Here is a 26,299-nt window from a genome sequence, read left to right on the forward strand (position 1 = left end):
CGCCAATGGTAAAATGCCGGATTCTCCCCCCTCGTTCGCACCGGCCCCCAAGGCCACGCCCGACCATGTCCGACACTCGTCCCGATACGCTTTTCGCCCTCACCGCGCTCTCGCCCATCGACGGCCGCTACGCCAGCAAGACCGAAGCGCTGCGCGACTGGCTCTCCGAAGCCGCCTTCATGCGCCACCGCGTCACCGTCGAGGTGCACTGGCTGATCGCGCTGTCGCGCGCCGGCTTCGCGGAAATCCCGCGCTTCTCGGAAGCCTCCGAACAATTCCTGCTGCAGCTCGCCGAGCGCTTCACCGCGCACGACGCCGCACGCATCAAGGAAATCGAGCGCGTGACGAACCACGACGTGAAGGCCGTCGAATACTGGCTGAAGGAATCGGTCAAGGGCCAGGCCGAACTCGAGAAGGCCAGCGAATTCATCCACTTCGCGTGCACGTCCGAAGACATCAACAACACGTCGCACGGGATGATGCTCGCCGGCGCGCGCGAGCACGTGATCGTGCCGGCGCTGCGCACGGTCCACCAGCGCCTCGTCGCGCTCGCGCATGCGCTGGCCGACCAGCCGATGCTGTCGCGCACGCACGGCCAGCCGGCCAGCCCGACGACGCTCGGCAAGGAACTCGCGAACGTCGCCGCCCGCCTCGCGCGCGCGATCGCGCGCATCGAGAAGGTCGAGATCCTCGGCAAGATGAACGGCGCGGTCGGCAACTTCAACGCGCATCTGTCCGCGTATCCGGAATTCGACTGGGAAGCGTTCTCGCGCGACGTGATCGAGAACCGCCTGAAGCTCACCTTCAACCCGTACACGATCCAGATCGAGCCGCACGACTACATGGCCGAGCTGTTCGACGCGGTCGCACGCGCGAACACGATCCTGCTCGACCTCGACCGCGACGTGTGGGGCTACATCTCGGTCGGCTACTTCAAGCAGAAGACGAAGGCCGGCGAAATCGGCTCGTCGACGATGCCGCACAAGGTCAACCCGATCGACTTCGAGAACTCGGAAGGCAACCTCGGCCTGGCGAACGCGACGCTGCGCCACCTCGCCGACAAGCTGCCGGTGTCGCGCTGGCAGCGCGACCTGACCGACTCGACGGTGCTGCGCAACATGGGCGTCGCGCTCGGCTACTCGCTGCTCGCGTACGACTCGCTGATCCGCGGCCTCGACAAGCTCGAAGTGAACCCGCAGCGCCTGAACGAAGACCTCGACGACTGCTGGGAAGTGCTCGCCGAGCCGGTGCAGACGGTGATGCGCCGCTACGGCATCGAGAACCCGTACGAGCAGCTGAAGGAACTGACGCGCGGCAAGGGCATCACGCGCGAGGCGCTGCAGGAATTCGTCGGCACGCTGGCGATCCCGCAGGACGCCAAGGACCGCCTGCTCGCGATGACGCCCGCGTCGTACATCGGCAAGGCCGTCGAACTCGCGAAGCGGATCGCGTAAGCGCCGCCGCGCCAACGCAAAACGCCCGATGCATCGCGCATCGGGCGTTTTTGTTTGTCGGGCCGACGATCGGCGCCGCCCGATCAGAACGAGATCATCTTTCCCGGATTGAGCGCCGTCATCACGCTCATCGCCGCCTTCGCGGCGGGAATCGCGATCGGCGACAACTGCCGGCCGAGCGGAATCTCGCGGTGGTCGATGCCGGTCAGCATCGAGAAATCGTCGTTGCGTCCGACGAAATCGTCGCAGATCGCCTTGCCGATCCGCACCGTCTGCGCGACGCCGTGCCCGCTCCAGCCCTGCACCATGTACATCGGCACGCGGCCGTCGGTCTTGCGGCTGTCGGTCGCGCCGTTCAGCGTGAAATCGCTGACGCCGCTCCAGCAGTAGTCGAGCGCGAACCGGCCGTCGACTTGCGGGAACACCGAATTCAGCCGTGTCAGCAGATACGCGTTGACGTCGGGCTGCGCCCAGCACGTGCCGGTGCCCTGCCCGCCGAACAGCAGGCGGTTGCCGCGCACCGGCCGGTAGTAGTCGATCTGGAACTGCGTGTCGTACACCGGCATGCCGGCCGGCATCAGGGTCGAGACGTCGACGTCGAGCGGCGCCGTCACGCTCACGTACGTGAAAAACGGCACGGTGGTCGCGGCGCCGTCGTCCAGCAGACGGAACGTCGTGTTGTGCAGCGCGAGCACGACGCCGCGGCGCGCGGTGATCGTGCCGCCCGGCGTCGTCGCGACGACGCCCGCGGGCGTTTCGTCGAGCTCCAGCACCTCGGTGCCCTCGTGCAACACGCCGCCGTTGAGCCGGAAGCCATGCACGAGGCCGCGCACCAGCGCGAGCGGATGAAGCTGGCCGCCGATCGCGTCGATCGCCGCGCCGTGATACAGCCCCGAGCGCACGTATTCGTCGTGCAGTTGATGGCGGCCGACGAGCGTCACGCCGGCGTCGCCAAGATGGCGGCGTGCGTCCGCGCCGTCGAGCAGCGCGCTCATGTGGCCCGGGTGGACCGCCGCCGTGACGTGGCCGCGCTTGCGATCGAGCTCGAGCGCGTAACGCGCGCCGATCGCATCGATCAAATCCATCGATTCGACCGACGCGAAGCGCCACAGCCGCTTCGCGTCGTCGTGCGACAGATGGTCGATCATGTCGGCCGCCTCCCAGCGCGCGAGGCCCGGCGTGAGCTGGCCGCCGTTGCGGCCCGACGCCGCGGAGCCGACGTGATGCTTGTCGACGAGGATCGTGTCGACGCCGGCTTCCGCGAGATGCAGTGCGGCCGATGCGCCGAGCAGCCCCGCGCCGATCACCAGCACGTCGCACACCGCGTCGTGCGCAAGCGGCGCGCTGTTTTCATGGCGCGACAACGACGCCTCGTACCAGTTGGCCGGGCGCTCGCCGTCGTAGCGGGACGGCTCGCACCAGTTCCAGTTGTCCTTTTCGATATTCAGTTGCGTCTGGTCAAAACGCGATTCTCCCTGGATCAGGGGTTTGTGATTGGAAGTCATGATTGCACTTGCATGGTCTTGGGCCGCCTGTCGAAGGGCCGTGAGGCTTCGCGGGTGGGGCAGCCGGTTCCACTTGGGTGTCAACGAGATAAAGGGCGCGATGGCCCGTGTTGACGGCAGGCACGCTCGTGTCTGCCTGGATCCCGGACCGTGCGAAAGCACGCATTGAAAGGTGCCGGGACACCCAATTTCTACACCGCAGAAATAATTCTACAGCGTAGAATATGCTTTCGTCAAGATTACAACGGCAGCCATCCCGCTTCCATGAAAGACAAACCCGCCCAAGGCCCGCGCGGCCTCGACAAGGACGCGATCGTCGCGGCCGCGCTCGCGCTGCTCGAAGAAGTCGGCGAAGCCGCGTTCAGCGTGCGCAAGCTCGCGCAGTCGGTCGGCTGCGACCCGATGAGCGTGCTGTATCACTTCAAGTCGAAAGAGGGCCTGAGCCGCGCGATCGCGAACGCGCTGTCGCGCTCGCTCGTGCCGGTCGACCCTTCGCTGCCGTGGCGCGAGCGGCTGCGCGATCTCGCCCGCCAGTACCGCGCGCTCGCGCTGCGTCATCGCGCCGCGTTCGCGCTGCTGCAGCGTCACATGAGCACCGGGCCGGCCGATCTCGCGCACATCGAGACCGTCCATCGTGCGCTGGCCGATGCCGGCATTGCGCGCAGCGCACTGCCGTCGCTGTGCGTCGGCTGGTATGCGAGCGTGATCGGGCTCGCCGCCGCCGAGGCCGGCGGCCTCACGCGGCCGGCGAACGAGGTCGAGCTCGCGGAAATGAACGCGCTGTCCGACACCGCGCACCCGCTCGTCAAATCGGCCGCCCCGCTCTATGCGCAACTCGACCCGGCGGCCGTGCACGACACGATGCTGGAGGTGCTGCACGACGGCATCGCGCAGTACGCCCGCGCAAGCTGAGCAGCGCCTCACGCTCACGCCGCCGCCAACGAAAAAGGCGCCCCGGGGGGCGCCTTTTCCACTGTTGCATGACGATTGCCGCGAACCGCGCTCAATGCTGCTGCGCGAGCCCGATCTTCGTCATCACTTCATCGACGATCTGTTCGGGCGTCAACTCGATGCTGACCACGATCGCTTCGTCCGGGCCCGGTTCCTCGAGCGTGTCGAGCTGGCTCTTCAGCAACGACGGATCGAAGAAATGGCCGGTGCGGGTCTTCAGTCGCTCCTGCAACACCTCGAACGTGCCCTTCAGATACACGAACCGCACGTCGGTGTCGGTACCGCGCAGCACGTCGCGGTACGACCGCTTCAGCGACGAGCAGGTGAACACGGCGGTCTCGCCGGCACGCTGCTTCTCCTCGATGGCCGCGCGAATCGTGCGCAGCCACGGCCAGCGGTCGTCGTCGGTCAGCGGAATGCCGTTGTGCATCTTTTCCTTGTTCGCCGCGCTGTGAAACGCGTCGCCGTCGGTATAGCTGCACGACAGGCGCTCCGCCAGCATTTCGCCGATTCGCGATTTGCCCGCGCCCGACACGCCCATTGCGATCAGAATCATTGACTACCCCTTGTTACAAAACCAGGCTCAGCAGCAGCGTAAAGCTCAGACCGAGCACCGAGATGATGGTTTCAAGCAGCGACCAGGTCTTGAACGTCTGGCCCACCGTCATCCCGAAATATTCCTTGATCAGCCAGAAGCCGCCGTCGTTCACGTGCGAGAAGATCAGCGAGCCCGAGCCCGTCGCGAGCACGAGCAGCTCCGGACGAACCGCCGCGCCCGACGCCGCCGCGATCGGCGCGACGATGCCGCAGGCCGTCGTCATCGCGACCGTCGCCGAGCCCGTTGCCAGGCGCATCAGCGCCGCGACGAACCAGCCGAGCAGCAGCGGCGACAGGTGCGCGTGCTTCGCGGTCTCGACGATCTGCTGCGAGATGCCGCTGTCGCGCAGGACGCCGCCGAAGCCGCCGCCCGCACCGACGATCAGCGTGATGCCGGCGATCGGCGCCAGGCACTCGCCGCAGAACTTCTGGATCTGGTCGCGGTTGAAGCCCTGCAGCTTGCCGAACGTGAAGAAGCTCACCAGCACCGCGATCAGCAGCGCGACGTCGGAGTTGCCGGCAAAGCGCAGCAGGTTGTTCGGCAGCGACTTCGGCGCGAACACCAGATCGGCCCAGCTGCCGACGAGCATCAGCACGACGGGCAGCAGGATCGTAAACAGCGTGATGCCGAAACCCGGCAGTTCGCGCGTGCGGCCGTCCGTGCGCGTATCGACGAACTGCGCGGCGAGCGGGTTGTTTTCCGGCAGCTTCACGAACTTCGAGATCATCAGCGCGAACAGCGGACCGGCGATGATCGCGGTCGGCACGCCGACGATCAGGCCGAACGCGATCGTCTTGCCGATATCGGCGCCGTATTGCTGAACGGCGAGCAGCGCGGCCGGGTGCGGCGGGATCAGCCCGTGCACGACGGACAGGCCGGCCACCATCGGCAGGCCGACGACGAGCAGCGACTTGCCGGTGCGTTTCGCGACGTTGAACGCGATCGGGATCAGCAGCACGAAGCCGACTTCGAAGAACACCGGCAAGCCGACGATGATCGCGACGAACATCATCGCCCAGTGGATGTTCTTTTCACCGAACCAGTCGATCAGCGTGGTCGCGATCCGTTCGGCGCCGCCCGATTCGGCCATCATCTTGCCGAGCATCGTGCCGAGGCCGACGACGATCGCGATGTGGCCGAGCGTGCCGCCCGTGCCCGTTTCGAACGACTTGACGATCTTGTCCATCGGCATGCCGACGACGAGACCCAGCCCCAGCGAAACGATGATCAGCACCAGGAACGGGTAGATCTTGAAGCGCGCGATCATCAAGATCAGCGCGGCAATCGCGATCAGCGTGAATACGAGCAGCATGCTGCCTTGGACAGCCCCCATGTGGCACTCCTCCTTGGATTGTTCGAAACCGGGCGAGTGGTTGCGAGTATGCCCGGCTATGCAGGTCTCCGAAACACGGGGGGTACCCACCCCGTCAGGACGCTGAATTTTACTTATCTTTAAGGTTCGCGGATAGAACCGGTTCCATCAGCAAAAACCCTCGGTAAAACAAGCACTAAGCGCTTGCTTTCCGAGGGTCAAACCATCATTGCGTACAAGGATCAACGGTGCAGCTGGCTCGCGGCTTGCGCGAGGCGCGTGACTTCCGCCCAGTCCTGCGCGGCGAGCGCGGCCTTCGGCGTGAGCCACGAACCGCCGACGCACACGACGTTCGGCAGCTTCAGGAAATTCGGCGCGGTGTCGACCGTGATGCCGCCCGTCGGGCAGAACTTCAGCGCCGGGAACGGGCCGTGGAACGCCTGCAGCATCGGCACGCCGCCGGCCTGCTGCGCGGGGAAGAACTTGACGATGTCGTAGCCGAATTCGAGCGCCTGGATGATGTCGCTCGGCGTCATCACGCCCGGCAGCAGCGGCAGGCCGGCGTCGAGCGACGCGAGATGCAGGTCCTTCGTCAGGCCCGGCGACACGCCGAACTTCGCACCCGCGCGCTTCGCCTGCTCGCAGTGCTCGGGCTTCGTGATCGTGCCGACGCCGACGACGATGTCGTCCGCGAGCTGGCTCGCGCGCTGGATCGCCTCCAGGCCCGCCGGCGTGCGCAGCGTGATCTCGAGCACCTTGACGCCGCCCGCGTGCAATGCGCGCGACACGTGTTCGCCCTGCTCGACCGAGTCGAATGCGAGCACCGGAATCACCGGGCCCAGCTTCACGATTTCAGCAATCGTCTTCATCAAATTCGCTCCTTGAAATTCATGCAGAGACGCGGACGGCCGCTTCGCCGACCAGCGCCCCGAAAACCGATGCGCCCTGCTCGGCCGGCGCGGCCGCCGCGCGGAACACGCCGAACAGTTCGCGACCGAAACCCGTTTCGTTGTCGGCCTGGTGCAGCGGCTGCGCGACCGGGCGCGCGTGCCACTCGGCGTCGTCGACTTCGATGTCGAGAATGCCGGCTTCCGCGTCGATCACGAGCGTATCGCCCGTCTTTACCTTGCCGAGCGGGCCGGCGAGCAGCGCTTCCGGCGACACGTGGATCACGGCCGGCACCTTGCCCGACGCACCGGACATGCGGCCGTCGGTCACGAGCGCGACGTGGAAGCCCTGATCCTGCAGCACGCCGAGCAGCGGCGTCAAACGGTGCAATTCGGGCATCCCGTTCGCGCGCGCGCCCTGGAAGCGCACGACCGCGACGAAATCGCGCTTCAGCTCGCCGCGATCGAATGCCTCCTGCACGGCTTCCTGCGAATCGAACACGATCGCGGGCGCGCTCACCTTGCGGTGCTCGGGCGCGACCGCCGAAATCTTGATCACGCCGCGGCCGAGCCGGCCCTGCATCAGGCGCAGGCCGCCGTCCGGCTGGAACGGGTCGCGAATGCCGCGCAGCACCTTCGTGTCGTGGCTCTCGGCCGCGCCGTCGACCCACGTGAGCTTGCCGTCGATCAGCTTCGGCTCCTTCGTGTAGTGCGACAGGCCCTTGCCCGCGACGGTCGTCACGTCTTCGTGCAGCAGCTCGCCTTCGAGCAGGTTGCGCACCAGGAACGCGACGCCGCCCGCCGCGTGGAAATGGTTCACGTCGGCCTTGCCGTTCGGGTAGATCTTCGCGAGCAGCGGCACGACCGCCGACAGTTCGTCGAAATCGTTCCAGTCGATCAGGATGCCGGCCGCGCGCGCGATCGCGACGAGGTGCAGCGTGTGGTTGGTCGAGCCGCCCGTCGCGAGCAGCGCGACGATCCCGTTGACGATCGCCCTCTCGTCGATCACATGGCCGATCGGCGTGTACTGGCCGCGCTCGACCGTCAGGTCGAGCACGCGGCGCGCGGCCTGGGCCGTCAGCGCGTCACGCAACGGCGTGTGCGGATGAACGAACGCCGAACCCGGCAGGTGCAGGCCCATCAGTTCCATCAGCATCTGGTTGCTGTTCGCGGTGCCGTAGAACGTGCAGGTGCCGTGGCCGTGATATGCGGCCGATTCCGCTTCGAGCAGCGCGTCGCGACCGACCTGGCCGGTCGCGAACTGCTGGCGGATCTTCGCCTTGTCGTCGTTCGACAGGCCGCTCGTCATCGGGCCGGCCGGCACGAAGATCGTCGGCAGATGGCCGAACTGGAGCGCGCCGATCAGCAGGCCCGGCACGATCTTGTCGCACACGCCGAGGCAGAGCGCCGCGTCGAACATGTTGTGGGTGAGCGCGATCGCCGTGCCCATCGCGATCGCCTCGCGCGAGAACAGCGACAGCTCCATCCCGGGATTGCCCTGCGTGACCCCGTCGCACATCGCCGGCACGCCGCCAGCGAACTGCGCGACGCCGCCGTTCTCGCGCGCGGCCGCCTTGATGATTTCGGGGAAATCCTTGTAAGGCGCGTGCGCCGACAGCATCTCGTTGTACGAGGACACGATGCCGATGTTCGGCTCGCGGATCGCCTTGATCTGGAACTTGTCGCTGCCTTCGAGGCCTGCGAAGCCGTGCGCGAGGTTCGCGCACGACAGTGCGCCACGCGCCGGGAACTTGCCCTGCGCGCCGTCGATGCGCTGCAGATAGGCGGAACGGGTCGATTGGCTGCGCGCGATCACGCGTTCGGTGACTTTCGCCAGGGTGGGATGCAGCGACGTCATGCTGGGCGCTCCTGTATGCCGGACGACACCGGCGGTTGGAATCGTGGGGACGGTCGACTACGTCGAACGAACGAAGCCAGTCTAGTAGAAAAACTACACGCACGCAATGCAAATCAACATGCGCGCAACCGTTATTCCCGCCACCAGCAAGGCTCTACCTAGTGAAAACCCTAATCCACAGCCGCCACCAATCGGGAAATCACCGGCGATTGAGCTAGCATTTCTTTGTAGATTTTCTACAATTCGATTGCGATACACTCGCTCATCCGAACCCGATTTTCATTCGTCGTCCCATGCTGCCTCGCATTGAAGCGATTCGCGCCGACCTGCGCCCGTCCGAGCGCAAGCTCGCCGACTACATTCTCGCCGCGCCGCGCGAGGTGCTCGACCTCGCGATGACCGAGCTGTCGACCCGCGCCGGCGTGAGCCAGCCGACCATCGCGCGCTTTTGCCAGGCGCTCGGCTGCAGCGGCTTTCGCGAATTCAAGATCCGGCTCGCGCAGAGCGTCGCCCCGGGCGTGTCGTCGGTCTATCGCGACGTCCAGCCCGACGAGCCCGCGCCCGGCATCATCGGCAAGGTGTTCGACCGGACCATCGGCGCGCTGATCGAAGTGCGCAACAGCCTGTCGGCGGGCAGCGTGGCGGAGGCGATCGCACTCTTGTCGAACGCGTCGCGCATCGAGTTCTACGGCGCCGGCGGCTCGGGCATCGCCGCGCAGGACATCCAGCACAAGTTCTTCCGGCTCGGCGTGCCGAGCGTCGCGTATTCGGACCCGCACACGTTCTCGATGTCGTCGGCGCTGCTCGGGCCGCACGATGTCGTCGTCGCGATCTCGAACACCGGCCGCACGCGCGACATCGTCGATGCCGCGCGCTCGGCGCTCGCGTGCGGCGCGAAGGTCGTCGCGATCACGCAGAGCCACTCGCCGCTCGCGAAGCTCGCGACGGTGAGCCTCGCGTCGAACGTGGCCGAGGAAACCGACGTGTTCTCGCCGATGACGTCGCGGATGTCGCATCTCGCGATCGGCGACATCCTCGCCGTCGGCGTTGCGCTGTCGCGCGGGCCCGCACTGATGGAGCGCGTCGGCCGTGCGAAGGAAGCGATCACGCGTCGCCGGATCGACGACGGCGCGAAGGATTGACTGACGAAGCGCGGCGCCCGACCGGCGCGCGCATCCGGCGCGTCGCTCTACATATGACTCGCGCGTAAACGAACAACGGCGCCCCGAAGGGCGCCGTTGCGCATCGGTCGGCGGGCAACCGCAGCGGCCGCACGTTGCCGGCCGCACCTGGCCGGCCGCACCGCTCAAAACGGCTTGATCACGACCAGCGCGACCGCCGCGAGCATGCCGAGCACCGGCAGCTCGTTGAACACGCGATACCACTTGTCGGTGCGCTTGTTCTCGCCGCGCTCGAACACCTTCAGCAGATGCCCGCAGTACGCGTGATAGATCACGAGCAGCAGCACGACCGTCACCTTCGCGTGGATCCAGCCCTGCCCCTGGCCGATGCCGATCACGAGCCAGAGCCACAGCCCGCATGCGAGCGCGGGCACCGCGATCATCGTCATGAAGCGGAACAGCTTGCGCGCCATCAGCAACAGGCGCCGCACCGCGGCCGGATCGGTCTCCATCGCCAGGTTCACGTAGATGCGCGGCAGGTAGAAGAGGCCCGCGAACCACGCGGCGATCAGAACGATATGGAACGTCTTGACCCAGAGCATTGCCATCGGTTGTGCGCCTCGCTTTACTGGCGGCCTTCGCCGTGTCCGAGCACGACGTACTTCAGCGACGTGAGCCCCTCCAGGCCGACGGGGCCACGCGCGTGCAGCTTGTCGTTCGAGATGCCGATTTCCGCGCCGAGGCCGAATTCGAAGCCGTCCGCGAAGCGCGTCGACGCATTGACCATCACGCTCGCCGAGTCGACTTCGCGCAGGAAGCGCATCGCACGGTCGTGATCCTCGGTGACGATCGCATCGGTGTGGTGCGAGCCGTAATGGTTGATGTGCTCGATCGCGGCGTCGAGGCCGTCGACGACCTTGATCGCGAGCACCGGCGCGAGATATTCGGTGTGCCAGTCTTCATCGGTCGCGTCGACGAGCGGGCCGATGCCTGCATCGGCGAGTACCGCGCGCGCGGCCGCATCGACGCGCAGCTCGACTGCCTTGTCGCGATACAGCTTGCCGAGCGGCGGCAACAGCGTCGCCGCGATGCCGCTCGACACGAGCAGCGTTTCCATCGTGTTGCAGGTGCCGTAACGGTGCGTCTTCGCGTTGTCGCACACCGTCAGCGCCTTCGCGAGATCGGCGCGATCGTCGACGTACACGTGGCAGATGCCGTCGAGGTGCTTGATCATCGGCACGCGTGCCTCGTTGATCAGGCGCTCGATCAGGCTCTTGCCGCCGCGCGGCACGATCACGTCGACGTATTCGGTCATCGTGATCAGCTTGCCGACGGCCGCGCGATCGGCGGTCGCGACGACCTGCACGGCGTCCTGCGGCAGGCCGGCCGCCTCGAGCCCTTCGCCGATCAGCTTCGCGAGCGCCGCGTTCGATTCGAGCGCCTCGGAGCCGCCGCGCAGGATCGTTGCATTGCCCGACTTCAGGCACAGCGCGGCCGCGTCGATCGTCACGTTCGGGCGCGACTCGTAGATGATGCCGATCACGCCGAGCGGCACGCGCATCTGGCCGACCTGGATCCCGCTCGGACGGTACTTGAGATTGCCGATCTCGCCGATCGGATCAGCCAGCGACGCAACCTGGCGCAGACCTTCGACCATCGTCTTCAGCGCCTTGTCCGACAGCGTCAGGCGGTCGATGAACGCTGCATCGAGCCCCTTTTCACGGGCACGCGCGACGTCGCGTGCATTCGCATCCTTCAGCGCCTGCGCATCGCGCTCGATCGCGCGGGCCACGGCGTCGAGCGCCGCGTTCTTCGCGGCCGTGCTGGCGCGCGCCATCGCGCGGGAAGCGTGCCGGGCACGGCGGCCCAGCTCCGTCATGTACTGGTCGATATCCATCGTGTGACTCGAAAAGCGAGCCGCTTGGCGCGGCGTGAATTCGTGGAAAGCGTGAAGCGCGGCGGCAAGCGGGCCGCGCCGGCGATCGAAACATTGTAAGCGGGTTGCGATGCGTGCGCTGAAGCCCCGGACAGGGCTCAACGCCGCACGCGGCCCGCGGTCGGCGGTCGTTCGCCGCGGGCGCCTGCGACCGTCATCGCGAGCTGGAACAGGCCGTCCCACGGATCGGGCGGCGGATCGTCCTGCGTGCGGCGGCCCGGCGTGACGGCCGCGAGCCCCTTCACCTGCCGATCGAGCTTCGCGGCAAACGCGAGCGCCTTCTCGAGCACGGCTTCCGATACGCGGCTCAGTGCGGGGCCGATCAGCCGCTCGCGCGGCCCCCACACGCGGTTCTCGCGCAGCAGCGTGGCCAGCGGCTTGCCGGCCGCCGCGCCGCGCTTGATCCGCAACAGCGTGCGCAATTCTTCGACGACGGCCCACATCACGAGCACGATCGCCTCGCCCTCGCCCTTCAAGCCATCGATCATTCGTGCGAGCCGCGCGGCGTCTCCCGCGAGCATCGCCTCGTTCAGCTTGAAGACGTCGTAGCGCGCGACGTTCAACACCGCGTCGTGCACCTGCTCGAACGTCAGCACGCCTTGCGGATAGAGCAAGCCGAGCTTCTGGATTTCCTGGTGCGCGGCAAGCAGGTTGCCTTCGACGCGCTCCGCGATGAACTGCAGCGCACGCCGGCCGTCGTCGCCCGGTGCGACGCGCTGGCCCTGCATCGACAGACGCTGGCCGATCCAGTTCGGCAGCTGCGCGCGGTCGACCGGATCGATCTTCAGCGCGACGCCGCCGTTCTGCAGCGCGGTAAACCAGGCGGATTTCTGCGTGGCCGCGTCGAGGCGCGGCAACGTGACGAGCATCAGCGCGTCGGGGTTGGGCGTTGCCGCGAGCGTCTTGAGCGCGTCGGCGCCTTCCTTGCCGGGCTTGCCCGACGGAATGCGCAGCTCGATCAGCTGACGCTCGCCGAACAGCGACATCGCCTGGGTCGCGCCGAGCAGCACGCTCCAGTCGAAGCCGCGCTCGACCGTGTGCACCGAACGTTCGGTGAAGCCGGCCGCGCGCGCGGCCGCACGAATGCGGTCGCACGCTTCCTGCGCGAGCAGCGGCTCGTCGCCGTAGACGGTGTAGAGCCCGGCCATCCCCTTCGCGAGGTGCGGCTCCAGCGCATCAAGTCGCAATTGCATCGGTGCGTGCGCGGGGGATCAGAGCGGCGGCGGCGGCAACGGCGCGCGCGGCGACACGCCCGGCACCACGTCCTCCGGCGCCGGCGTCAGCGAGTGGACGATCGCGAGACGCCGCATCAGCTGGTCGACCGCGTCGTTCTGCATGTCGCCGTACAGGATGTCGGCTTCCTGCGCCTTCGCGTTCGTGTACTGGTCGCTGTACGTCATCGCGCGGTTCAGCGCGATCGCGCTCGGCGGGATCAGCACGGTGCCGTCCTTGCTCGTCAGCGTGTAGTTCAGCGTATAGAAAAGCGCATATTCCTGCGCCGAACCATACTTGTTGAGCGTCAGCGTATTCTGCCCGCGCGACTCCCACATGCGCAGCACGGCGTCGGCGTCGTCCGCCGACTTGACGATCTTCGTGTCGCTGCCGGCCTCGACGAGGCGCACCAGGCGCGCCTCGACCGGCGCCGGCGCACCGGCCACCAGCAAGTGCTTGAACGCGTAGTTCTGCTGGCCGCGCAACTGGAAACCGCATGCCGACAGCGCGACTGCGCTGCCGACGGCGAGCATCAAAAACGATCTGCGGATCACCTTCGCTCCTTCTGTGTACGCCCGACGGCCGGCGGCCGTCAGACGACGATGTTCACGAGGCGGCCCGGCACGACGACGATCTTCTTCGCCGGCTTGCCGTCGCTGAATTTCGCGAACGCCTCGTCGGCCACCGCGGCGGCTTCGATCGCCTCGCGGCTCGCGTCCTTCGCGACCTTCAGCGCGCCGCGCACCTTGCCGTTCACCTGCAGCACGAGTTCGATCTCGGCCTGCTCGAGCGCGGCCTCGTCGACCTTCGGCCACGGCGCGTCGAGCAGCGTGCCGAATTCGTCCGCGTAGCCCAGGGCCTTCCACAGCTCGAACGTGACGTGCGGCACGACAGGGTACAGCACGCGCAGCAGCACGCCGTAGGTTTCGCGCAGCACGCCGGGCGTCGCGCCCTTCGCGCCGTCGATCGCGTTCAGCATCTTCATCGCGGCCGACACGACCGTGTTGTATTGCAGGCGCTGGTAGTCGAAATCCGCTTGCTTCAGCACGCTGTAGATCTCGCGGCGCAGTGCCTTGTCGGCGTCGCCGAGCGCGGCCGCGTCGAAGCCCGCACGCGCGGAGAGCGCTTCGCGGTTCGTCGCGCCGAAGCTCCACACGCGACGCAGGAAGCGGCTCGCGCCTTCGACGCCGGCGCCCGACCACTCGAGCTGCTGCTCGGGCGGCGCGGCGAACATCGTGAACAGGCGCGCGGTATCGGCGCCGTACTGGTCGATCAGCACCTGCGGATCGACACCGTTGTTCTTCGACTTCGACATCTTCTCGATGCCGCCGAGCACGACCGGCTGGCCGTCGCTGTTCAGCGTCGCGCCGACCGGGCGGCCCTTGTCGTCGTGCGTGACCGTCACGTCGGCCGGGTTGTACCAGGTCTTCTTGCCCGCCGCGTCTTCGCGGTAGAACGTCTCGTTCAGCACCATGCCCTGCGTCAGCAGGTTCTTTGCCGGCTCGCTGAACTTCACGAGGCCGAGGTCGCGCATCACCTTGGTCCAGAAGCGCGAGTACAGCAGGTGCAGGATCGCGTGCTCGATGCCGCCGATGTACTGATCCATCGGCATCCAGTAGTCGGTGCGCGCGTCGACCATCGTCTCGGCGTCCGGCGCCGTGTAGCGCGAGAAATACCACGACGAATCGACGAACGTGTCCATCGTGTCGGTTTCGCGCTTGGCTGCCGCGCCGCATTTCGGGCACGTGCAGTTCAGGAATGCTTCCGACTTCGCGAGCGGGTTGCCCGTGCCGTCCGGCACGAGGTCTTCCGGCAGCACGACCGGCAGGTCCTGCTCCGGCACCGGCACGTCGCCGCACGACGGGCAGTGGATGATCGGAATCGGCGTGCCCCAGTAGCGCTGGCGCGACACGCCCCAGTCGCGCAGGCGCCACGTGACCTGCTTGTCGCCGAAGCCGCCGGCCTTCAGATCGGCCGCGATCGCGTCGACCGCCGCGCCGTATGCGAGGCCGTCGTACTTGCCGCTGTTGATGCAGACCGCGACTTCCTTGTCGCCGTACCACTCCTGCCATGCGTCCTGCGAGTACGTCTGGCCTTCGGCCGCGATCACCTGCTTGATCGGCAGGCCGTATTTCTTCGCGAACGCGAAGTCGCGCTCGTCGTGCGCCGGCACGCCCATCACCGCGCCTTCGCCATAGCTCATCAGCACGTAATTGCCGATCCACACCTCGACCGGCTCGCCCGTCAGCGGGTGCGATACCGAGAAGCCCGTCGCGACGCCCTTCTTCTCCATCGTCGCGACGTCGGCCTCGGCGACACCGCCGCGCTTGCATTCGTCGATGAACGCCTGGAGTTCCGGCTTGCCCTGCGCGAGGCGCGTGGCGAGCGGGTGCTCGGCCGCGATCGCGCAGAACGTCACGCCCATGATCGTGTCGGCACGCGTCGTGAACACGCGCAGCAGCGCCTTCTCGCCGTCGAGCTCGTACGGGAAGCCGAAGTTCACGCCGAAGCTCTTGCCAATCCAGTTCTGCTGCATGATCTTCACGCGCTCGGGCCAGCCGAGGCCGTCGAGGTCGTTCAGCAGCTCATCCGCGTACTGCGTGATCCGCAGGTAGTACATCGGGATCTCGCGCTTCTCGACGAGCGCGCCCGAGCGCCAGCCGCGGCCGTCGATCACCTGCTCGTTCGCGAGCACGGTCTGGTCGACCGGGTCCCAGTTCACGGTGCCCGTCTTCTTGTACGCGATGCCCTTCTCGAGCATCTTCAGGAACAGCCACTGGTTCCACTTGTAGTAGTCGGGCTTGCACGTCGCGATCTCGCGCGACCAGTCGATCGCGAGACCCATCGACTGCATCTGGCCCTTCATGTAGTCGATGTTGTCGTAGGTCCACTTCGCGGGCGGCACGCCGTTGGCCATCGCGGCGTTCTCGGCCGGCATCCCGAACGCATCCCAACCCATCGGCATCAGCGTGTTGTAGCCGTTCATCCGCAGATAGCGGTACATCACATCGTTGATCGTGTAGTTGCGCACGTGACCCATGTGCAGCTTGCCGGACGGGTACGGCAGCATCGACACGCAGTAGAACTTCGGCTTCTGCGAATCTTCCTTCGTCTTGTAGGCATCGGCTGCGCGCCAGTCGCCCTGAGCGGCGGCTTCGACGTCGGCGGGTACGTATCTCTCGTGCATGGTGTGGTTCGGACTAGGCTTTAAGCGGCGCGCCACGAGGCGGGCACGCGGATGTGGACGAAATCGGGCAGCCCGGCGGCGGGAGCAGGCTCACGGTTCTCGGGCCTGCCTGATGATTCCGGATATTCGCCGGGTAACCCGGAGGGTCTCCAGGTTACCCGGCGAAACCCTGCCAACCGGGCGGAAACGACGATTATACCGTCCGTGGCGGGCGGGACGGCCGGTCTCGCGGGCCGGCCATGCATTCTTGCCCGCCCCGCATGCGCGGGCGGCCTGCGCGTCAGCGTGCCGGGCCCGCGGCAGCCGGCGCGGCGGCGCCCGCCGGCGGCGTGTCGGTGACGAAGCCGATCCGCGTGAGGCCCGCGGCCTGCGCGGCGCCCATCACCTGCGCGATCACGTCGTAGCGGGTCGCACGCGATGCGCGCAGCCGCAGCTCGGGCGGCGCGGCGCTCGCGGCGGCGGCCCGCAAGCGTGCCGGCAGCGCGTCGAGTGCGATTGGTGCATCGTCCCAGTAGAGCTTGCCGGCGTCGTCGATCGACAGCGTGACCGACTGCGGCGTGTCGCGCGCGACGCTGGCCGCGACCTTCGGCAGGTCGAGCCGGATCGCATGCGTCATCAGCGGCGCGGTGATGATGAAGATGACGAGCAGCACGAGCATCACGTCGATCAGCGGCGTCATGTTGATCTCCGCCATCGGCGCGGACGTCTTGTGGTGCTCCAGTCCGCCGAATGCCATGGTCGTTCCTCCGTGCCGCGCGTCAGGCGCCCTGCGCGCACACGAATACGTGCAGGTCGCGCGCGAAGCCGTCGAGTTCCTCGGCGAGCTGGCGCACGAGCCGCCCGAGGATGTTGTACGCGAGCACCGCGGGGATCGCGACGACGAGCCCGAACGCGGTCATGATCAGCGCCTCGCCGACCGGCCCCGCGACGTTCTCGATCTGCGCCTGCCCGCTCGCGGCGATGCTGCCGAGCGCGTGGTAGATGCCCCAGACGGTACCGAGCAGGCCGACGAACGGCGCGGTGCTGCCGATCGACGCGAGCAGCACCTGGCCGAACTCGAGACGCCGCTGCGAGCGCAGCATCGCGTGACGCAGCGCGCGCAGCACGCGTTCGCTGCGCTCGACCCGCGCGGCGAGCGCGGCCGGGTCGTGTTCGTCGGCGGCATCGCGCGCGGCTTCGGCAAGCGGGACGAATACGCGCTCGCGATCGGCACCGGCCAGCGCGGCGATGCCCGCGTCGAGCGACGCCGCGCGCCAGAACGCGGCGAGCGCGCGCGGCCCCTGCCGCTTCGCGCGGACCAGCAGCCAGGCTTTCATCAGGAGGAAGCACCAGCTGGCGATGGACATCGCCAGCAGCACATAGGCGACGGCGTGCGTGATCGCATCGCCGCTTTCGAGGTAGTGGACAACGCCGGTGGGAATCGCCATCGGAGTTTCCCCGTGAGGGTCAGCGCAGGCCGAGCACGTCCTGCATGTCGAACAGGCCGGCGCCGCGCGCCGACAGGAAGCGGACCGCACGCAGCGCGCCCTGCGCGTACGACACGCGGCTCGACGACTTGTGCGTGATCTCGATCCGTTCGCCGATCCCGGCGAACAGCACGGTGTGATCGCCGACGATGTCGCCGCCGCGCACGGCCGCGAAACCGATCGTCGACGGATCGCGCTCGCCCGTCACGCCGTGGCGGCCGTACACCGCGCATTCGTCGAGCGAGCGCCCGAGCGCGCCGGCCACGGCCTCGCCCATCATCAGCGCGGTGCCCGACGGTGCGTCGACCTTGTGACGATGGTGCGCCTCGATGATCTCGATGTCGTAGCCGTGCGAGAAGTGCTTCGCCGCGAATTCGAGCAGCTTCAGCGTGACGTTCACGCCGACGCTCATGTTCGCCGCGAACACGATGCCGATCTTGCCCGCCGCGGCCTGCAGCTCGGCCTTCTGCTCGGCGGTGAAGCCGGTCGTGCCGATCACGAGCTTCACGTCGTGGCGCAATGCGGCCGCGACGTGCGCGATCGTGCCTTCCGGCCGCGTGAAGTCGATCAGGTAGTCGGCCTGCGCGAACACGGCGTCGAGGTCGTCGGTCAGCTTGATCCCGGTTTCCTTGCCGAGGAACGCGCCTGCGTCCTGGCCGAGGAACGGCGAACCGGCGCGGTCGAGCGCGCCGACGAGCTGCGCGTCGGAATCGTTGAGAACGGCTTCGATCAACATCCGGCCCATACGGCCCGATGCACCGGCAATCGCAATCTTCATGGCTTTCTACACGACAGGTCTAAAGGCGGGCGGCGCATGCCGCCCTGTTTCCGCTCGCCGGCCGCTTACTGCGCCGGCGCGGTGAGCGGCTGGTTCTGCAGGGTGTCCGAGCCTTGCGGGCCGACTGGCGGCGCCGCTTCGTTCGTCGCGGCCGGCTGCGGCGGACGGTGGAACTGGAACTGCGGCTGGATCGCCGGCGCGGCGCCCGGCGGCTGGCCGCCCGGCACCGGCGCGCCGCCCGAGGCCTGCGCGGACGGCGTGAAGCGGCGGGCGGTCGTGCCCTGGCCCGACACCTGGTTGGTCGCGCGGTTCGCCGCGCGCGCGGCCTGCGCGTTGGCATCCTGGTCGACCGCCGCAGCGGAAACCGGCGCGGCCGATGCGCTCGCAGCGGCGGCCGCCTGCGCGGCGCTCGCGGCCGCCGCGGCTTCGGACGCCTTCTTCGCCGCGGCCGCGGCCTTCGCCTTCTTGCCGCCGCGATCGCCGTCGATATCCGCCAGCAGGTCGAGCTCGGAAGGCAGGTTCTCGGCACCCGTCCAGCTCGCGAGGCGATCGCCCGCGAACGTCAGCACGAGGTCGCGCTGCTGGACGACGGACGTCGAGCCGCGCTTGAAGTAGAAGAGGTAATCCCAGCGGTCGGCATGGAACATGTCCGACAGCAGCGGCGTGCCGAGCAGCGCGCGGACCTGCTCGCGCGTCATCCCGGCCTGCAACTGCGCGGCCTTCTCCTGCGACACGAAGTTGCCCTGCACGACGGTGATCCGATAGGGCGTGATGCTCTGCGCGATGCGCTGCGTCACGCTGTCGTACGACGAACAACCAGCCAGCGCGGCAACGGCGGCGGCAGCGATGATGGCACTCCGCATGCGACTCCTCTGAAGGTGCGAAAGAGATTCCGTGAACATTTCCGTCACCGTGCAGGCCCGCGTCGCGGGCCGCGCGTGTTTCTGGAACGGCGAAAAGCCGGTAACATTGAAGCCCTGCATTGTACTCTAGGGATGCCTAGCCATGACCAATCCGACGGATCTCAAGAATATCGGGCTAAAGGCCACCCTACCGCGCCTCAAGATTCTCGAGATCTTCCAGCAAAGCCCGGTGCGTCACCTGACGGCCGAAGACGTCTACCGCAACCTGCTCAACGAGCAACTCGACATCGGGCTTGCCACCGTTTACCGCGTGCTGACGCAGTTCGAGCAGGCCGGCCTGCTGTCGCGCAGCAACTTCGAATCCGGCAAGGCCGTGTTCGAACTGAACGAAGGCTCGCACCACGATCACCTGGTCTGTCTCGATTGCGGCCGCGTCGAGGAATTCTTCGATGCCGAGATCGAAACGCGCCAGCAGGCGATCGCGAAGGAACGCGGCTTCCGGCTCCAGGAACACTCGCTCGCGATGTACGGCTCCTGCACGACCGAGAACTGCCCGCACCGCAAGCACTGACCCGCACGCTTCACGCCTGCGCCACGGCCCGGACGGCATCTCGCCGCCGGGCCGTGTCGTTTTCGGGATCGGAATGCAAAAGGCCCGCAAGCTGCGTGCGGGCCGGTTCGAGAACGTTTCCAATCGTGAGCGGCACGCCGTGCCGCCGCCGCACGGCGCACGCTGCCCGCCCCCGATCGCGCGTTCGCCGCGCGTCAGACCGCGCTCGCGCAAGCCGGCGCGAACTCGAGCGCCCACGCGCCGTCGAGCGGAATCTCGTCGCAGTTCGGCTGCGGGCCGCCGCGGTCGACGATCACGAAGTCGCTGACCGCGTCGAGCGCGAGCAGCGGATGGTGCCAGACGCCCTTCGCGTAATTCACGCCCTGCCAGCCTTCGGCGAGAAACGCGCGCATCGCGTCGGGCCGGAACTCGCCGGCCGGCGCGACGACGATCGCGTACCGCGACACGGCCGCGAGCGGAATGAACGCCTGGCTGCCATGAGGATGGCGCTCCATCAGCGTGAGCGCGACCGGCAGCGCGCGCGGCTGTGCGCGAAACACGCTGACGAGCGGCCGGCCGCCGTCCGCGCAGACGTCGATCGTCGCGAGATCGTGGAAGCGCTCGGTCGTGCCGCCGTTGATCGGGAAGTGCCGCGCGCCTTCGAGCGCGATCACGTCGCCGAACGGCGCGAACGCCTCGCGGGTCAGGCGCTCGACGCGCAGGATGTGTGGTCCGCTCATGCCGATGCCTCCGTCAAGCCGGCTCGCCCCACAGACGCAGGCGCGACACGCCGCCGTCCGGGAAGATGTTGAAGCGCACGTGCGTGACGGGGCCGAGCGCCGCGAGCTGGTCGAACGTATGCACGTGGTCCATCTGCAGCTTCTGCTCGCCGAGCAGCTCGGCCCAGAACATCGCCTGCGTGACGAGCGAATCGTCGGTGCCGCCCGCGACCCGCGCGGCCTGCAGCGAACAGCGATCGGGGAAGTTGCCCTTGAAGAACGCCGTGTCGACCTCGACGCGCCGGATGATGCCCGGCCGCGCCAGCGCGACGATCGCCCAGTCGTTGCCGGGCTCGCGGCGGCGCCGCGTCTCCCACCCGTCACCCATGTTCGCGCCGCGCCCCGGCATCAGCATCTGCGAGGCCGCGCCGAAGTGCTGGTTGTTCGCGGCCACCAGGTAGCCGCCATTCTCGATCGCCGCGAGATCGACGAGCTCGCCGGCCGCCACGCGGCGCCAGTCTCGCTGCGGCTGGCCGTACACGCGCAGCCGCGCGAGCCCGCCGTCCGGATACAGGTTCACGCGCAGGTGCGTGACCGGCTGCCCGTCGTCGACGCTCACGTAGTGATGCGCATTGCCCTGCAGCGTCGTCGCGGGAACGATCGTGCGCCATTCGGCGTCGTCCGGCGGCGTGTCGCCGTCCACCGCGCACGCGTCGATCGACGCGGCCGGCGGGAAGTTGCCGGTGAAGTGGCTCGTATCGAGATCGACGCCGTGAATCACGCCCGGCCGCGCGAGCCGGACCACGCAGAAGTCGTGGCCGGTGGTGCGCTTGCGGCGCGTTTCCCAGCCGTCCATCCACTTGCCGTGGTCGTCGTACTTGCCGGGAATGAAGACGGCCGGCTCCGGATTCAGCATGCGCTCCTTCGGCGCGAAGAATTCGTCGCTGGCGAAGAGCGCCTGCGCGCCCAGGCGCGGGTCGGCGAGATTCATGTAGCGCCGCGTGAAGGCCGGCGCGTTCGGATCGAGGATGGGGGCTGCCATGTCGTCTCCATTGTCATGTCGACGGCCGGCGCATCGTCGCGCCGGCCGCAGGAAAGTCGTGCGCGCGAAGCGGCCGGGGAAGCGGCTTCGCGCGAGCGTGCTCAGAGCGCGTGTGCCTGGTCGCCGGCGACCGGTGCGGCGCTGCCCGGCTCGTCGGCCACGTAGCGCAGTTCGCGATTCAGCACGCGCGTCGCGCGGGCCCGGTCGATGTCGTTCTCCCACACGGCGACGACCACCGTCGCAACGCAGTTGCCGATCAGGTTGGTCAGCGCGCGGGCGATGCCGACGAACCAGTCGACCGGCAGGATCAGCACGAGGCCGAGCACCGGGATCGCGGGAATCGCCGACAGCGTCGCCGCCAGAATCACGATCGCCGAACCGGGAATGCCGTGCGCGCCCTTCGACGTGACGAGCGATACCAGCAGCACGACGATCAGGTCATGCGTGGACAGCGGCGTGTTGGTGGCCTGCGCGATGAACAGCACGGCAAGCGTCAGGTAGATCGAGAAGCCGTCGAGGTTGAACGAATAGCCGGTCGGGATCACCAGGCCGACCGTCGAATCCTTGATGCCCATGTATTCGAGCTTGCTCATCACCTGCGGCAGCACGGCGTCCGACGATGCCGTGCCGAGCACGATCGACAGCTCCTCGCGCAGGTAGCGGATCAGCTTGAACACCGAGAAGCCCGCGATGCGCATCACGATGCCGAGCACGACCGTGACGAACACGAAGCAGCTCAGGTAGAACACCGCGACGAGATAGCCGAGCTGCTTGAGCGACGCGACGCCGTACTTGCCGGTCGTGAACGCGATCGCGCCGAGCACGCCGAGCGGCGCGAGCTTGATGATGAAGCCGATGATGCGGAAGAACACGTGCGACAGCTCCTCGATCAGGCTGTTCACGCGCTGCGCCTTGTCGCCGAGCAGCGACAGCGCGGAGCCGAACAGCACCGCGAACACGAGGATCTGCAGGATGTCGCCCTTCGCGAATGCATCGATCGCGGTCTCGGGGATGATCTTCATCAGGTAGCCGGCCGTGTCCTTCAGGCTTTCGGCGTTCTTCGCGTACGACGACAGCGACGCCGCATCGAGCGAGCGCAGGTCAATGTTCATCCCGACGCCCGGGCGCGTGAACCATGCGAGCACGAGCCCGATGCCGAGCGCGATCGTCGTCATCACCTCGAAGTAGACGACCGCCTTCAGGCCGACCCGGCCGACCTTCTTCAGGTCACCCGCATTGGCCATCCCGCTGACCACGACGCAGAACACGATCGGGCCGATGACCATCTTGATGAGCTTGAGGAAACCGTCGCCGAGCGGCCGCAGCGACTCGGCGAAATGCGGGAAGAACGCGCCGAGCGCGACCCCCAGTATCAATGCGACGACTACCCGGCCAAACAGCGAATTGAGGAATTTCGACACGGCGCTCTCCCGATCCAACGGTTGCAGTTTCGTCTGTTCATACTGGTAAGACCAGTGATGTTATGGTGGATAGTAGGAAGCCGATATAGTCGAGTCAAGGCGAACAAAATAGGGATTTCCCGCCCATGCAGGGGCGGATCGTGGCTTTCCCGTAGGCCGCTCATGCACCGCGCGCGGCCGGATTACAATGCCGGTCAGACCGGCCATCGTTCACATCATGAAAAACGTTCCGCACACCGTGACCGACGCCGCCATCGCGACGATCCGCGACCGGATCGAGGCAGGCGTGTACCCGGTCGGCAGCCTGCTGCCGGCCCAGCGCCAGCTCTCCGAGGAGCTGGAGATCAGCCGTGCGTCGCTGCGCGAGGCGCTCTCCACGCTCGAGGCGCTCGGGATGCTGCGCATCCGCGCCGGCAAGGGCGTGTATGTCGAAAGCGCGCAGGCAACGGCGGCACATCCGTGGCAGTTCGCCGAGCAGTCGTCACCGCCCGACACGTACCAGATGCGCTATGCGCTCGAAGGATTCGCCGCGCGGATGGCCGCGCACGTCGTCACCGACGACGACATCGCTTGGTTCGAGGACAACCTCGCCGCCCTGCACGTCGCGCTGACCGAGAGTGCGCTCGACGAAGCGTCGCAGCTCGACTTCGACTTCCACATGCGGATCATTCATCTCGCCGGCAACGCGGCGATCGAGTCGGTGCTGCGCAGCAGCGCGGACATCATGAAGGAAAGCCAGCGCATGCCGTTCTACCGGCGCGAGCTGCTGCTGTCGACGTGGCACGAGCACCGCGCGATCGTCGATGCGCTGATCGCCCGCGATGCGGCCGCCGCCGGCACGGCGATCGAGACGCACATCGCGAACGCCGCGCAACGCGCGGGCATCTTCTTCCCTACACCGGGTACCTGACGCGACCGTCGGCCGGCGGTCGTGGCCGCGGCTGCGGTCACGCGCCGGACGTACCGATCAGCACCCCGAAGGATCGCGATACGCGAGCGCGCGCGCGATGAACGCGCGCGCCGCGACGCTGCGGTACGCACCCTTGCGCGTGAGCAATGCCGCCGTGCGCGACGGCAGTGGCGGGTCGAGCGCCAGCGCGCACAGGTCATCGCTCTCGCGCGCGACCGCATCCGGCAACACCGTCGCAAGCCGCCCGCGGCGCACGAGCTCCAGCACCGCGGTGACCGTGTTCGTCTCGATCGCGATCGTCGGCCGCGCATCTTGCTCGATGAAATACCGGTCGATGCTTTCGCGCGTCGCGAATGCTCGGCTCAGCAGCACGAGCGGCTCGCCGACGAGCTCGGCCGGGCTCAGCGCGCGCCGGCGGCGGGCAAGGCGGTGCGTGCGGGCCGTCACGAGCGCGAGCGATTCGTCCCATAGCGGCAGCGCGTCGATGTCCGGCGCGCGCGGCGGCACGAACGCGAAACCCGCATCGAGCCGATCGTCGGCGAGCAATGCCTCGATGCGCTCCTGCGGCATCGCGTCGATCGTCAGCGCGACGTTCGGGAAATCCGCGTGGAATGCGTCGATCAGCGAGCCGCTCAGGTAGGCCGCGAAGGTCGGCATCATCGCGAGCCGCAGCGAACCGCTACCGAGGTCGGCGACGTCGTGCAGCGCACGCTGTCCGGCATCGAGCTCGTGCAGCGCCGCGCGCGCATGACGCGCATAGACCTCGCCGAATTCGGTTAGCCGCACCGCGCGGCCCGAGCGGTCGAACAGCTGGACGCCGAGCATGTCCTCGAGCTGGCGGACCTGCTGCGACAGCGTCGGCTGCGACACGTGCAGCGCGTCGGCCGCGCGCGTGAAGCTGCGCTGCTCGGCGACGGCCAGGAAATAGCGGATGTGACGGAGTAGCATCGCGGCCCATGTATTGGCAATATCAATGGATGCCATAAGAATCCAGTCTTGGACGCTATGGCTCGATGTCCGCATCATACGCACATCCGCTCCCGCGGCGGCTGGCTGCCACACCGGAGCGGTCCCCCGGGCCCGCCCTCCCTTAGCCCGCCGTACGACGACGGTCGCGACCCGATCCGGGTGCCGGCCGCGCGTCACGCGGCGCGCATCGACGGATCGGCGGATCGCCGATCCGTCGACGCCGGCCCCGATTCCCGCAACCCCGCGTTGCCGATGGCCTTTGCCGCCGGCCGGCGACGCCGTCTTTTCGCGACCATGGAACCGCATCACGACAACCATCCTCCGCTGACCCGCGCGATGACGCTGCTGTTCGCGTGCGCATGCGGCATCGTCATCGGCAACATCTATTACGCGCAGCCGCTGCTCGCGGCGATCGCGCACAGCTTCGGCCGCCCGCCCGCCGAACTCGGCTATCTCGTCACGCTGACGCAGCTCGGCTATGCGGCGAGCCTGCTGCTGGTCGTCCCGCTCGGCGACGCGCTCAATCGTCACACGCTGATCGTGCGGCTGCTCGTGCTCAACGTGATCGCGCTGGCCGCCGTCGCGTTCAGCACGAACTTCACGATGTTCGTCGTTGCGAACGTCGCGCTCGGCTTCGTCACGTGCTCGACGCAGCTGCTCGTGCCGTTCGCCGCTTCGCTCGCCGATGCGCGCACGCGCGGCCGCGCGGTCGGCACCGTGATGAGCGGGCTGCTGCTCGGCATCCTGCTCGCGCGCGTCGCGGCCGGTGCGATCGCCGACGGGTTCGGCTGGCGTGCGGTGTACGGAATCGCCGCGGGGCTGATCGTCGTGCTGACCGGCGTGCTCGCGCTGAAACTGCCGAAGGACCGCCGCCACGCGCGGCTCGATTACGCGGTGCTGATGAAGTCGCTCGTCGCACTGGTGCGCGCGCAGCCGCTGATCGCGCTGCGCTCGATCTACGGCGCGCTCGTGTTCGCCTGCTTCAGCATGCTGTGGACCGGCCTCACGTTCCTGTTGAGCCAGCCGCCGTACAGCTATTCCGAAGGACAGATCGGCCTGTTCGGAATCGTCGGCGCGGTGGGTGCGCTCGCGGCAACGTCGGCCGGCCGCCTCGTCGATCGCGGTCACGGCAACGCGGCGACCGGCCTGTTCGCGGCGGCCGTGCTCGCCTCGTTCGCGCTGATCGCGACCGGCGCGCATTCGCTCGTCGCGCTGATCGCGGGCATCCTGCTGCTCGACGTCGGCGTGCAGGGCATGCACATCTCGAACCAGAGCGTGATCTATGCGCTTGCCGGCAACGCGCGCAGCCGCGTCACGACGATCTATCTGACGAGCTACTTCATCGGTGGCGCATTCGGATCGTGCGCGGCAAGCGTCGCGTACGGCATCGACGGCTGGCGCGGCGTGTGCATCGCGGGCGCGGCGCTCGCGGGCGTGTTGATCGCGCTGTGGCTCGCGTCGCAGCGCGCCGGCACGCGGCAAGTCACGCAGTAATCGGTTTGCGCCGGACAACAAAAAAGCCCGACCGGAAAAACCGGTCGGGCTCGTTCGCCACGCAGG

At 67.6% G+C, this 26,299-nt stretch carries 24 protein-coding genes; 6 read left to right on the top strand and 18 right to left on the bottom strand.

What is annotated here, in order from left to right; all coding sequences use genetic code 11:
• Nucleotides 1-65 precede the first annotated feature (65 nt).
• Entirely contained in the window at nucleotides 66-1,454 is a 1,389-nt protein-coding gene (gene purB / locus HW466_RS15675) for an adenylosuccinate lyase (protein ID WP_151004461.1), read from the top strand.
• Nucleotides 1,455-1,537: 83 nt separating this feature from the next.
• Here purB and HW466_RS15680 read toward each other — a convergent pair whose 3' ends face one another.
• Nucleotides 1,538-2,959, bottom strand: coding sequence for an NAD(P)/FAD-dependent oxidoreductase (locus HW466_RS15680; protein WP_059506923.1), 1,422 nt, complete (start codon nucleotides 2,957-2,959; stop codon nucleotides 1,538-1,540).
• A 264-nt stretch (nucleotides 2,960-3,223) separates the two neighbouring features.
• Here HW466_RS15680 and HW466_RS15685 point away from each other — a divergent pair, with 264 nt between their 5' ends.
• Entirely contained in the window at nucleotides 3,224-3,871 is a 648-nt protein-coding gene (locus HW466_RS15685) for a TetR/AcrR family transcriptional regulator (RefSeq protein WP_059506922.1), read from the top strand.
• A gap of 91 nt (nucleotides 3,872-3,962) precedes the next feature.
• On the opposite strand, the gene HW466_RS15690 is transcribed toward HW466_RS15685, so the two are convergent.
• The 4 genes from HW466_RS15690 to edd all read right to left on the bottom strand — a co-directional run bounded on the left by HW466_RS15690 (nucleotide 3,963) and on the right by edd (nucleotide 8,565).
• Entirely contained in the window at nucleotides 3,963-4,466 is a 504-nt protein-coding gene (locus tag HW466_RS15690) for a gluconokinase (protein WP_059451974.1), read from the bottom strand.
• Nucleotides 4,467-4,479: 13 nt separating this feature from the next.
• Nucleotides 4,480-5,841 (bottom strand): GntP family permease, encoded by a 1,362-nt coding sequence (locus HW466_RS15695; protein ID WP_059451973.1) that lies wholly within the window; start codon nucleotides 5,839-5,841, stop codon nucleotides 4,480-4,482.
• Between the two features lie 221 nt (nucleotides 5,842-6,062).
• Nucleotides 6,063-6,689, bottom strand: coding sequence for a bifunctional 4-hydroxy-2-oxoglutarate aldolase/2-dehydro-3-deoxy-phosphogluconate aldolase (gene eda, locus HW466_RS15700; protein WP_059451972.1), 627 nt, complete (start codon nucleotides 6,687-6,689; stop codon nucleotides 6,063-6,065).
• A gap of 19 nt (nucleotides 6,690-6,708) precedes the next feature.
• Nucleotides 6,709-8,565, bottom strand: coding sequence for a phosphogluconate dehydratase (gene edd / locus HW466_RS15705; protein ID WP_151004459.1), 1,857 nt, complete (start codon nucleotides 8,563-8,565; stop codon nucleotides 6,709-6,711).
• A 293-nt stretch (nucleotides 8,566-8,858) separates the two neighbouring features.
• Here edd and HW466_RS15710 point away from each other — a divergent pair, with 293 nt between their 5' ends.
• Complete coding sequence (locus HW466_RS15710) at nucleotides 8,859-9,707, top strand: MurR/RpiR family transcriptional regulator (protein WP_059451970.1); 849 nt, start codon at nucleotides 8,859-8,861, stop codon at nucleotides 9,705-9,707.
• Between the two features lie 164 nt (nucleotides 9,708-9,871).
• On the opposite strand, the gene HW466_RS15715 is transcribed toward HW466_RS15710, so the two are convergent.
• From HW466_RS15715 to HW466_RS15755, 9 genes are all read right to left on the bottom strand, one after another.
• Nucleotides 9,872-10,294: a CopD family protein gene (locus HW466_RS15715; RefSeq protein ID WP_107938103.1), complete on the bottom strand. Its 423-nt coding sequence runs from the start codon at nucleotides 10,292-10,294 to the stop codon at nucleotides 9,872-9,874.
• Between the two features lie 17 nt (nucleotides 10,295-10,311).
• Nucleotides 10,312-11,583 (bottom strand): glutamate-5-semialdehyde dehydrogenase, encoded by a 1,272-nt coding sequence (locus HW466_RS15720; RefSeq protein WP_059506919.1) that lies wholly within the window; start codon nucleotides 11,581-11,583, stop codon nucleotides 10,312-10,314.
• 137 nt (nucleotides 11,584-11,720) lie between these two features.
• The gene (gene holA / locus HW466_RS15725; protein ID WP_059506918.1) at nucleotides 11,721-12,815 is read right to left on the bottom strand and encodes a DNA polymerase III subunit delta; all 1,095 of its coding nucleotides are present in this window, start codon (nucleotides 12,813-12,815) and stop codon (nucleotides 11,721-11,723) included.
• A gap of 18 nt (nucleotides 12,816-12,833) precedes the next feature.
• Complete coding sequence (locus HW466_RS15730) at nucleotides 12,834-13,388, bottom strand: LPS-assembly lipoprotein LptE (RefSeq protein WP_059451967.1); 555 nt, start codon at nucleotides 13,386-13,388, stop codon at nucleotides 12,834-12,836.
• A 38-nt stretch (nucleotides 13,389-13,426) separates the two neighbouring features.
• Nucleotides 13,427-16,021 carry a leucine--tRNA ligase gene (gene leuS, locus HW466_RS15735; RefSeq protein ID WP_059451966.1) on the bottom strand — a complete coding sequence of 865 codons (2,595 nt, stop codon included), beginning with the start codon at nucleotides 16,019-16,021 and terminating at the stop codon, nucleotides 13,427-13,429.
• 280 nt (nucleotides 16,022-16,301) lie between these two features.
• Nucleotides 16,302-16,757: an ExbD/TolR family protein gene (locus HW466_RS15740; RefSeq protein WP_059506916.1), complete on the bottom strand. Its 456-nt coding sequence runs from the start codon at nucleotides 16,755-16,757 to the stop codon at nucleotides 16,302-16,304.
• Nucleotides 16,758-16,779: 22 nt separating this feature from the next.
• The gene (locus HW466_RS15745; protein WP_059451964.1) at nucleotides 16,780-17,448 is read right to left on the bottom strand and encodes a MotA/TolQ/ExbB proton channel family protein; all 669 of its coding nucleotides are present in this window, start codon (nucleotides 17,446-17,448) and stop codon (nucleotides 16,780-16,782) included.
• A 19-nt stretch (nucleotides 17,449-17,467) separates the two neighbouring features.
• Nucleotides 17,468-18,265: a 4-hydroxy-tetrahydrodipicolinate reductase gene (gene dapB, locus HW466_RS15750; protein ID WP_059451963.1), complete on the bottom strand. Its 798-nt coding sequence runs from the start codon at nucleotides 18,263-18,265 to the stop codon at nucleotides 17,468-17,470.
• A gap of 65 nt (nucleotides 18,266-18,330) precedes the next feature.
• Nucleotides 18,331-19,128, bottom strand: a complete 798-nt coding sequence (locus HW466_RS15755; protein ID WP_059451962.1) for an outer membrane protein assembly factor BamE — start codon at nucleotides 19,126-19,128, stop codon at nucleotides 18,331-18,333.
• Nucleotides 19,129-19,270: 142 nt separating this feature from the next.
• Here HW466_RS15755 and fur point away from each other — a divergent pair, with 142 nt between their 5' ends.
• The gene (gene fur / locus HW466_RS15760; RefSeq protein ID WP_059451961.1) at nucleotides 19,271-19,699 is read left to right on the top strand and encodes a ferric iron uptake transcriptional regulator; all 429 of its coding nucleotides are present in this window, start codon (nucleotides 19,271-19,273) and stop codon (nucleotides 19,697-19,699) included.
• Between the two features lie 194 nt (nucleotides 19,700-19,893).
• Here the strand turns inward: fur and HW466_RS15765 are convergent, their stop codons facing one another.
• The 3 genes from HW466_RS15765 to HW466_RS15775 all read right to left on the bottom strand — a co-directional run bounded on the left by HW466_RS15765 (nucleotide 19,894) and on the right by HW466_RS15775 (nucleotide 22,860).
• Nucleotides 19,894-20,418, bottom strand: coding sequence for an ureidoglycolate lyase (locus HW466_RS15765; RefSeq protein WP_059506915.1), 525 nt, complete (start codon nucleotides 20,416-20,418; stop codon nucleotides 19,894-19,896).
• A 13-nt stretch (nucleotides 20,419-20,431) separates the two neighbouring features.
• Nucleotides 20,432-21,439, bottom strand: coding sequence for an allantoicase (gene alc, locus HW466_RS15770; RefSeq protein WP_059506914.1), 1,008 nt, complete (start codon nucleotides 21,437-21,439; stop codon nucleotides 20,432-20,434).
• A 101-nt stretch (nucleotides 21,440-21,540) separates the two neighbouring features.
• Nucleotides 21,541-22,860: a C4-dicarboxylate transporter DctA gene (locus HW466_RS15775; RefSeq protein WP_059452037.1), complete on the bottom strand. Its 1,320-nt coding sequence runs from the start codon at nucleotides 22,858-22,860 to the stop codon at nucleotides 21,541-21,543.
• Nucleotides 22,861-23,047: 187 nt separating this feature from the next.
• Here HW466_RS15775 and HW466_RS15780 point away from each other — a divergent pair, with 187 nt between their 5' ends.
• Nucleotides 23,048-23,770, top strand: coding sequence for a FadR/GntR family transcriptional regulator (locus HW466_RS15780; RefSeq protein ID WP_174905773.1), 723 nt, complete (start codon nucleotides 23,048-23,050; stop codon nucleotides 23,768-23,770).
• Nucleotides 23,771-23,827: 57 nt separating this feature from the next.
• Here the strand turns inward: HW466_RS15780 and cynR are convergent, their stop codons facing one another.
• A complete protein-coding gene (gene cynR / locus HW466_RS15785) occupies nucleotides 23,828-24,718 on the bottom strand; it encodes a transcriptional regulator CynR (RefSeq protein WP_059506913.1) in 891 nt (296 codons plus the stop codon).
• A gap of 315 nt (nucleotides 24,719-25,033) precedes the next feature.
• On the opposite strand from cynR, the gene HW466_RS15790 reads away from it, so the two are divergent.
• A complete protein-coding gene (locus tag HW466_RS15790) occupies nucleotides 25,034-26,233 on the top strand; it encodes an MFS transporter (protein ID WP_151005978.1) in 1,200 nt (399 codons plus the stop codon).
• The last annotated feature ends 66 nt before the right edge of the window (nucleotides 26,234-26,299 follow it).

The organism is Burkholderia territorii (assembly GCF_902833055.1).
Classification (GTDB): domain Bacteria; phylum Pseudomonadota; class Gammaproteobacteria; order Burkholderiales; family Burkholderiaceae; genus Burkholderia; species Burkholderia territorii.

What these genes read in the sequence shown, in the direction of transcription:
- purB (WP_151004461.1), top strand. Translation starts at nt 66, where the DNA reads ATGTCCGACACTCGTCCCGATACGCTTTTCGCCCTCACCGCGCTCTCG.
- HW466_RS15680 (WP_059506923.1), bottom strand. Translation starts at nt 2,959, where the DNA reads ATGACTTCCAATCACAAACCCCTGATCCAGGGAGAATCGCGTTTTGAC.
- HW466_RS15685 (WP_059506922.1), top strand. Translation starts at nt 3,224, where the DNA reads ATGAAAGACAAACCCGCCCAAGGCCCGCGCGGCCTCGACAAGGACGCG.
- HW466_RS15690 (WP_059451974.1), bottom strand. Translation starts at nt 4,466, where the DNA reads ATGATTCTGATCGCAATGGGCGTGTCGGGCGCGGGCAAATCGCGAATC.
- HW466_RS15695 (WP_059451973.1), bottom strand. Translation starts at nt 5,841, where the DNA reads ATGGGGGCTGTCCAAGGCAGCATGCTGCTCGTATTCACGCTGATCGCG.
- eda (WP_059451972.1), bottom strand. Translation starts at nt 6,689, where the DNA reads ATGAAGACGATTGCTGAAATCGTGAAGCTGGGCCCGGTGATTCCGGTG.
- edd (WP_151004459.1), bottom strand. Translation starts at nt 8,565, where the DNA reads ATGACGTCGCTGCATCCCACCCTGGCGAAAGTCACCGAACGCGTGATC.
- HW466_RS15710 (WP_059451970.1), top strand. Translation starts at nt 8,859, where the DNA reads ATGCTGCCTCGCATTGAAGCGATTCGCGCCGACCTGCGCCCGTCCGAG.
- HW466_RS15715 (WP_107938103.1), bottom strand. Translation starts at nt 10,294, where the DNA reads ATGGCAATGCTCTGGGTCAAGACGTTCCATATCGTTCTGATCGCCGCG.
- HW466_RS15720 (WP_059506919.1), bottom strand. Translation starts at nt 11,583, where the DNA reads ATGGATATCGACCAGTACATGACGGAGCTGGGCCGCCGTGCCCGGCAC.
- holA (WP_059506918.1), bottom strand. Translation starts at nt 12,815, where the DNA reads ATGCAATTGCGACTTGATGCGCTGGAGCCGCACCTCGCGAAGGGGATG.
- leuS (WP_059451966.1), bottom strand. Translation starts at nt 16,021, where the DNA reads ATGCACGAGAGATACGTACCCGCCGACGTCGAAGCCGCCGCTCAGGGC.
- HW466_RS15740 (WP_059506916.1), bottom strand. Translation starts at nt 16,757, where the DNA reads ATGGCATTCGGCGGACTGGAGCACCACAAGACGTCCGCGCCGATGGCG.
- HW466_RS15745 (WP_059451964.1), bottom strand. Translation starts at nt 17,448, where the DNA reads ATGGCGATTCCCACCGGCGTTGTCCACTACCTCGAAAGCGGCGATGCG.
- dapB (WP_059451963.1), bottom strand. Translation starts at nt 18,265, where the DNA reads ATGAAGATTGCGATTGCCGGTGCATCGGGCCGTATGGGCCGGATGTTG.
- HW466_RS15755 (WP_059451962.1), bottom strand. Translation starts at nt 19,128, where the DNA reads ATGCGGAGTGCCATCATCGCTGCCGCCGCCGTTGCCGCGCTGGCTGGT.
- fur (WP_059451961.1), top strand. Translation starts at nt 19,271, where the DNA reads ATGACCAATCCGACGGATCTCAAGAATATCGGGCTAAAGGCCACCCTA.
- HW466_RS15765 (WP_059506915.1), bottom strand. Translation starts at nt 20,418, where the DNA reads ATGAGCGGACCACACATCCTGCGCGTCGAGCGCCTGACCCGCGAGGCG.
- alc (WP_059506914.1), bottom strand. Translation starts at nt 21,439, where the DNA reads ATGGCAGCCCCCATCCTCGATCCGAACGCGCCGGCCTTCACGCGGCGC.
- HW466_RS15780 (WP_174905773.1), top strand. Translation starts at nt 23,048, where the DNA reads ATGCCGGTCAGACCGGCCATCGTTCACATCATGAAAAACGTTCCGCAC.
- cynR (WP_059506913.1), bottom strand. Translation starts at nt 24,718, where the DNA reads ATGCTACTCCGTCACATCCGCTATTTCCTGGCCGTCGCCGAGCAGCGC.
- HW466_RS15790 (WP_151005978.1), top strand. Translation starts at nt 25,034, where the DNA reads ATGGAACCGCATCACGACAACCATCCTCCGCTGACCCGCGCGATGACG.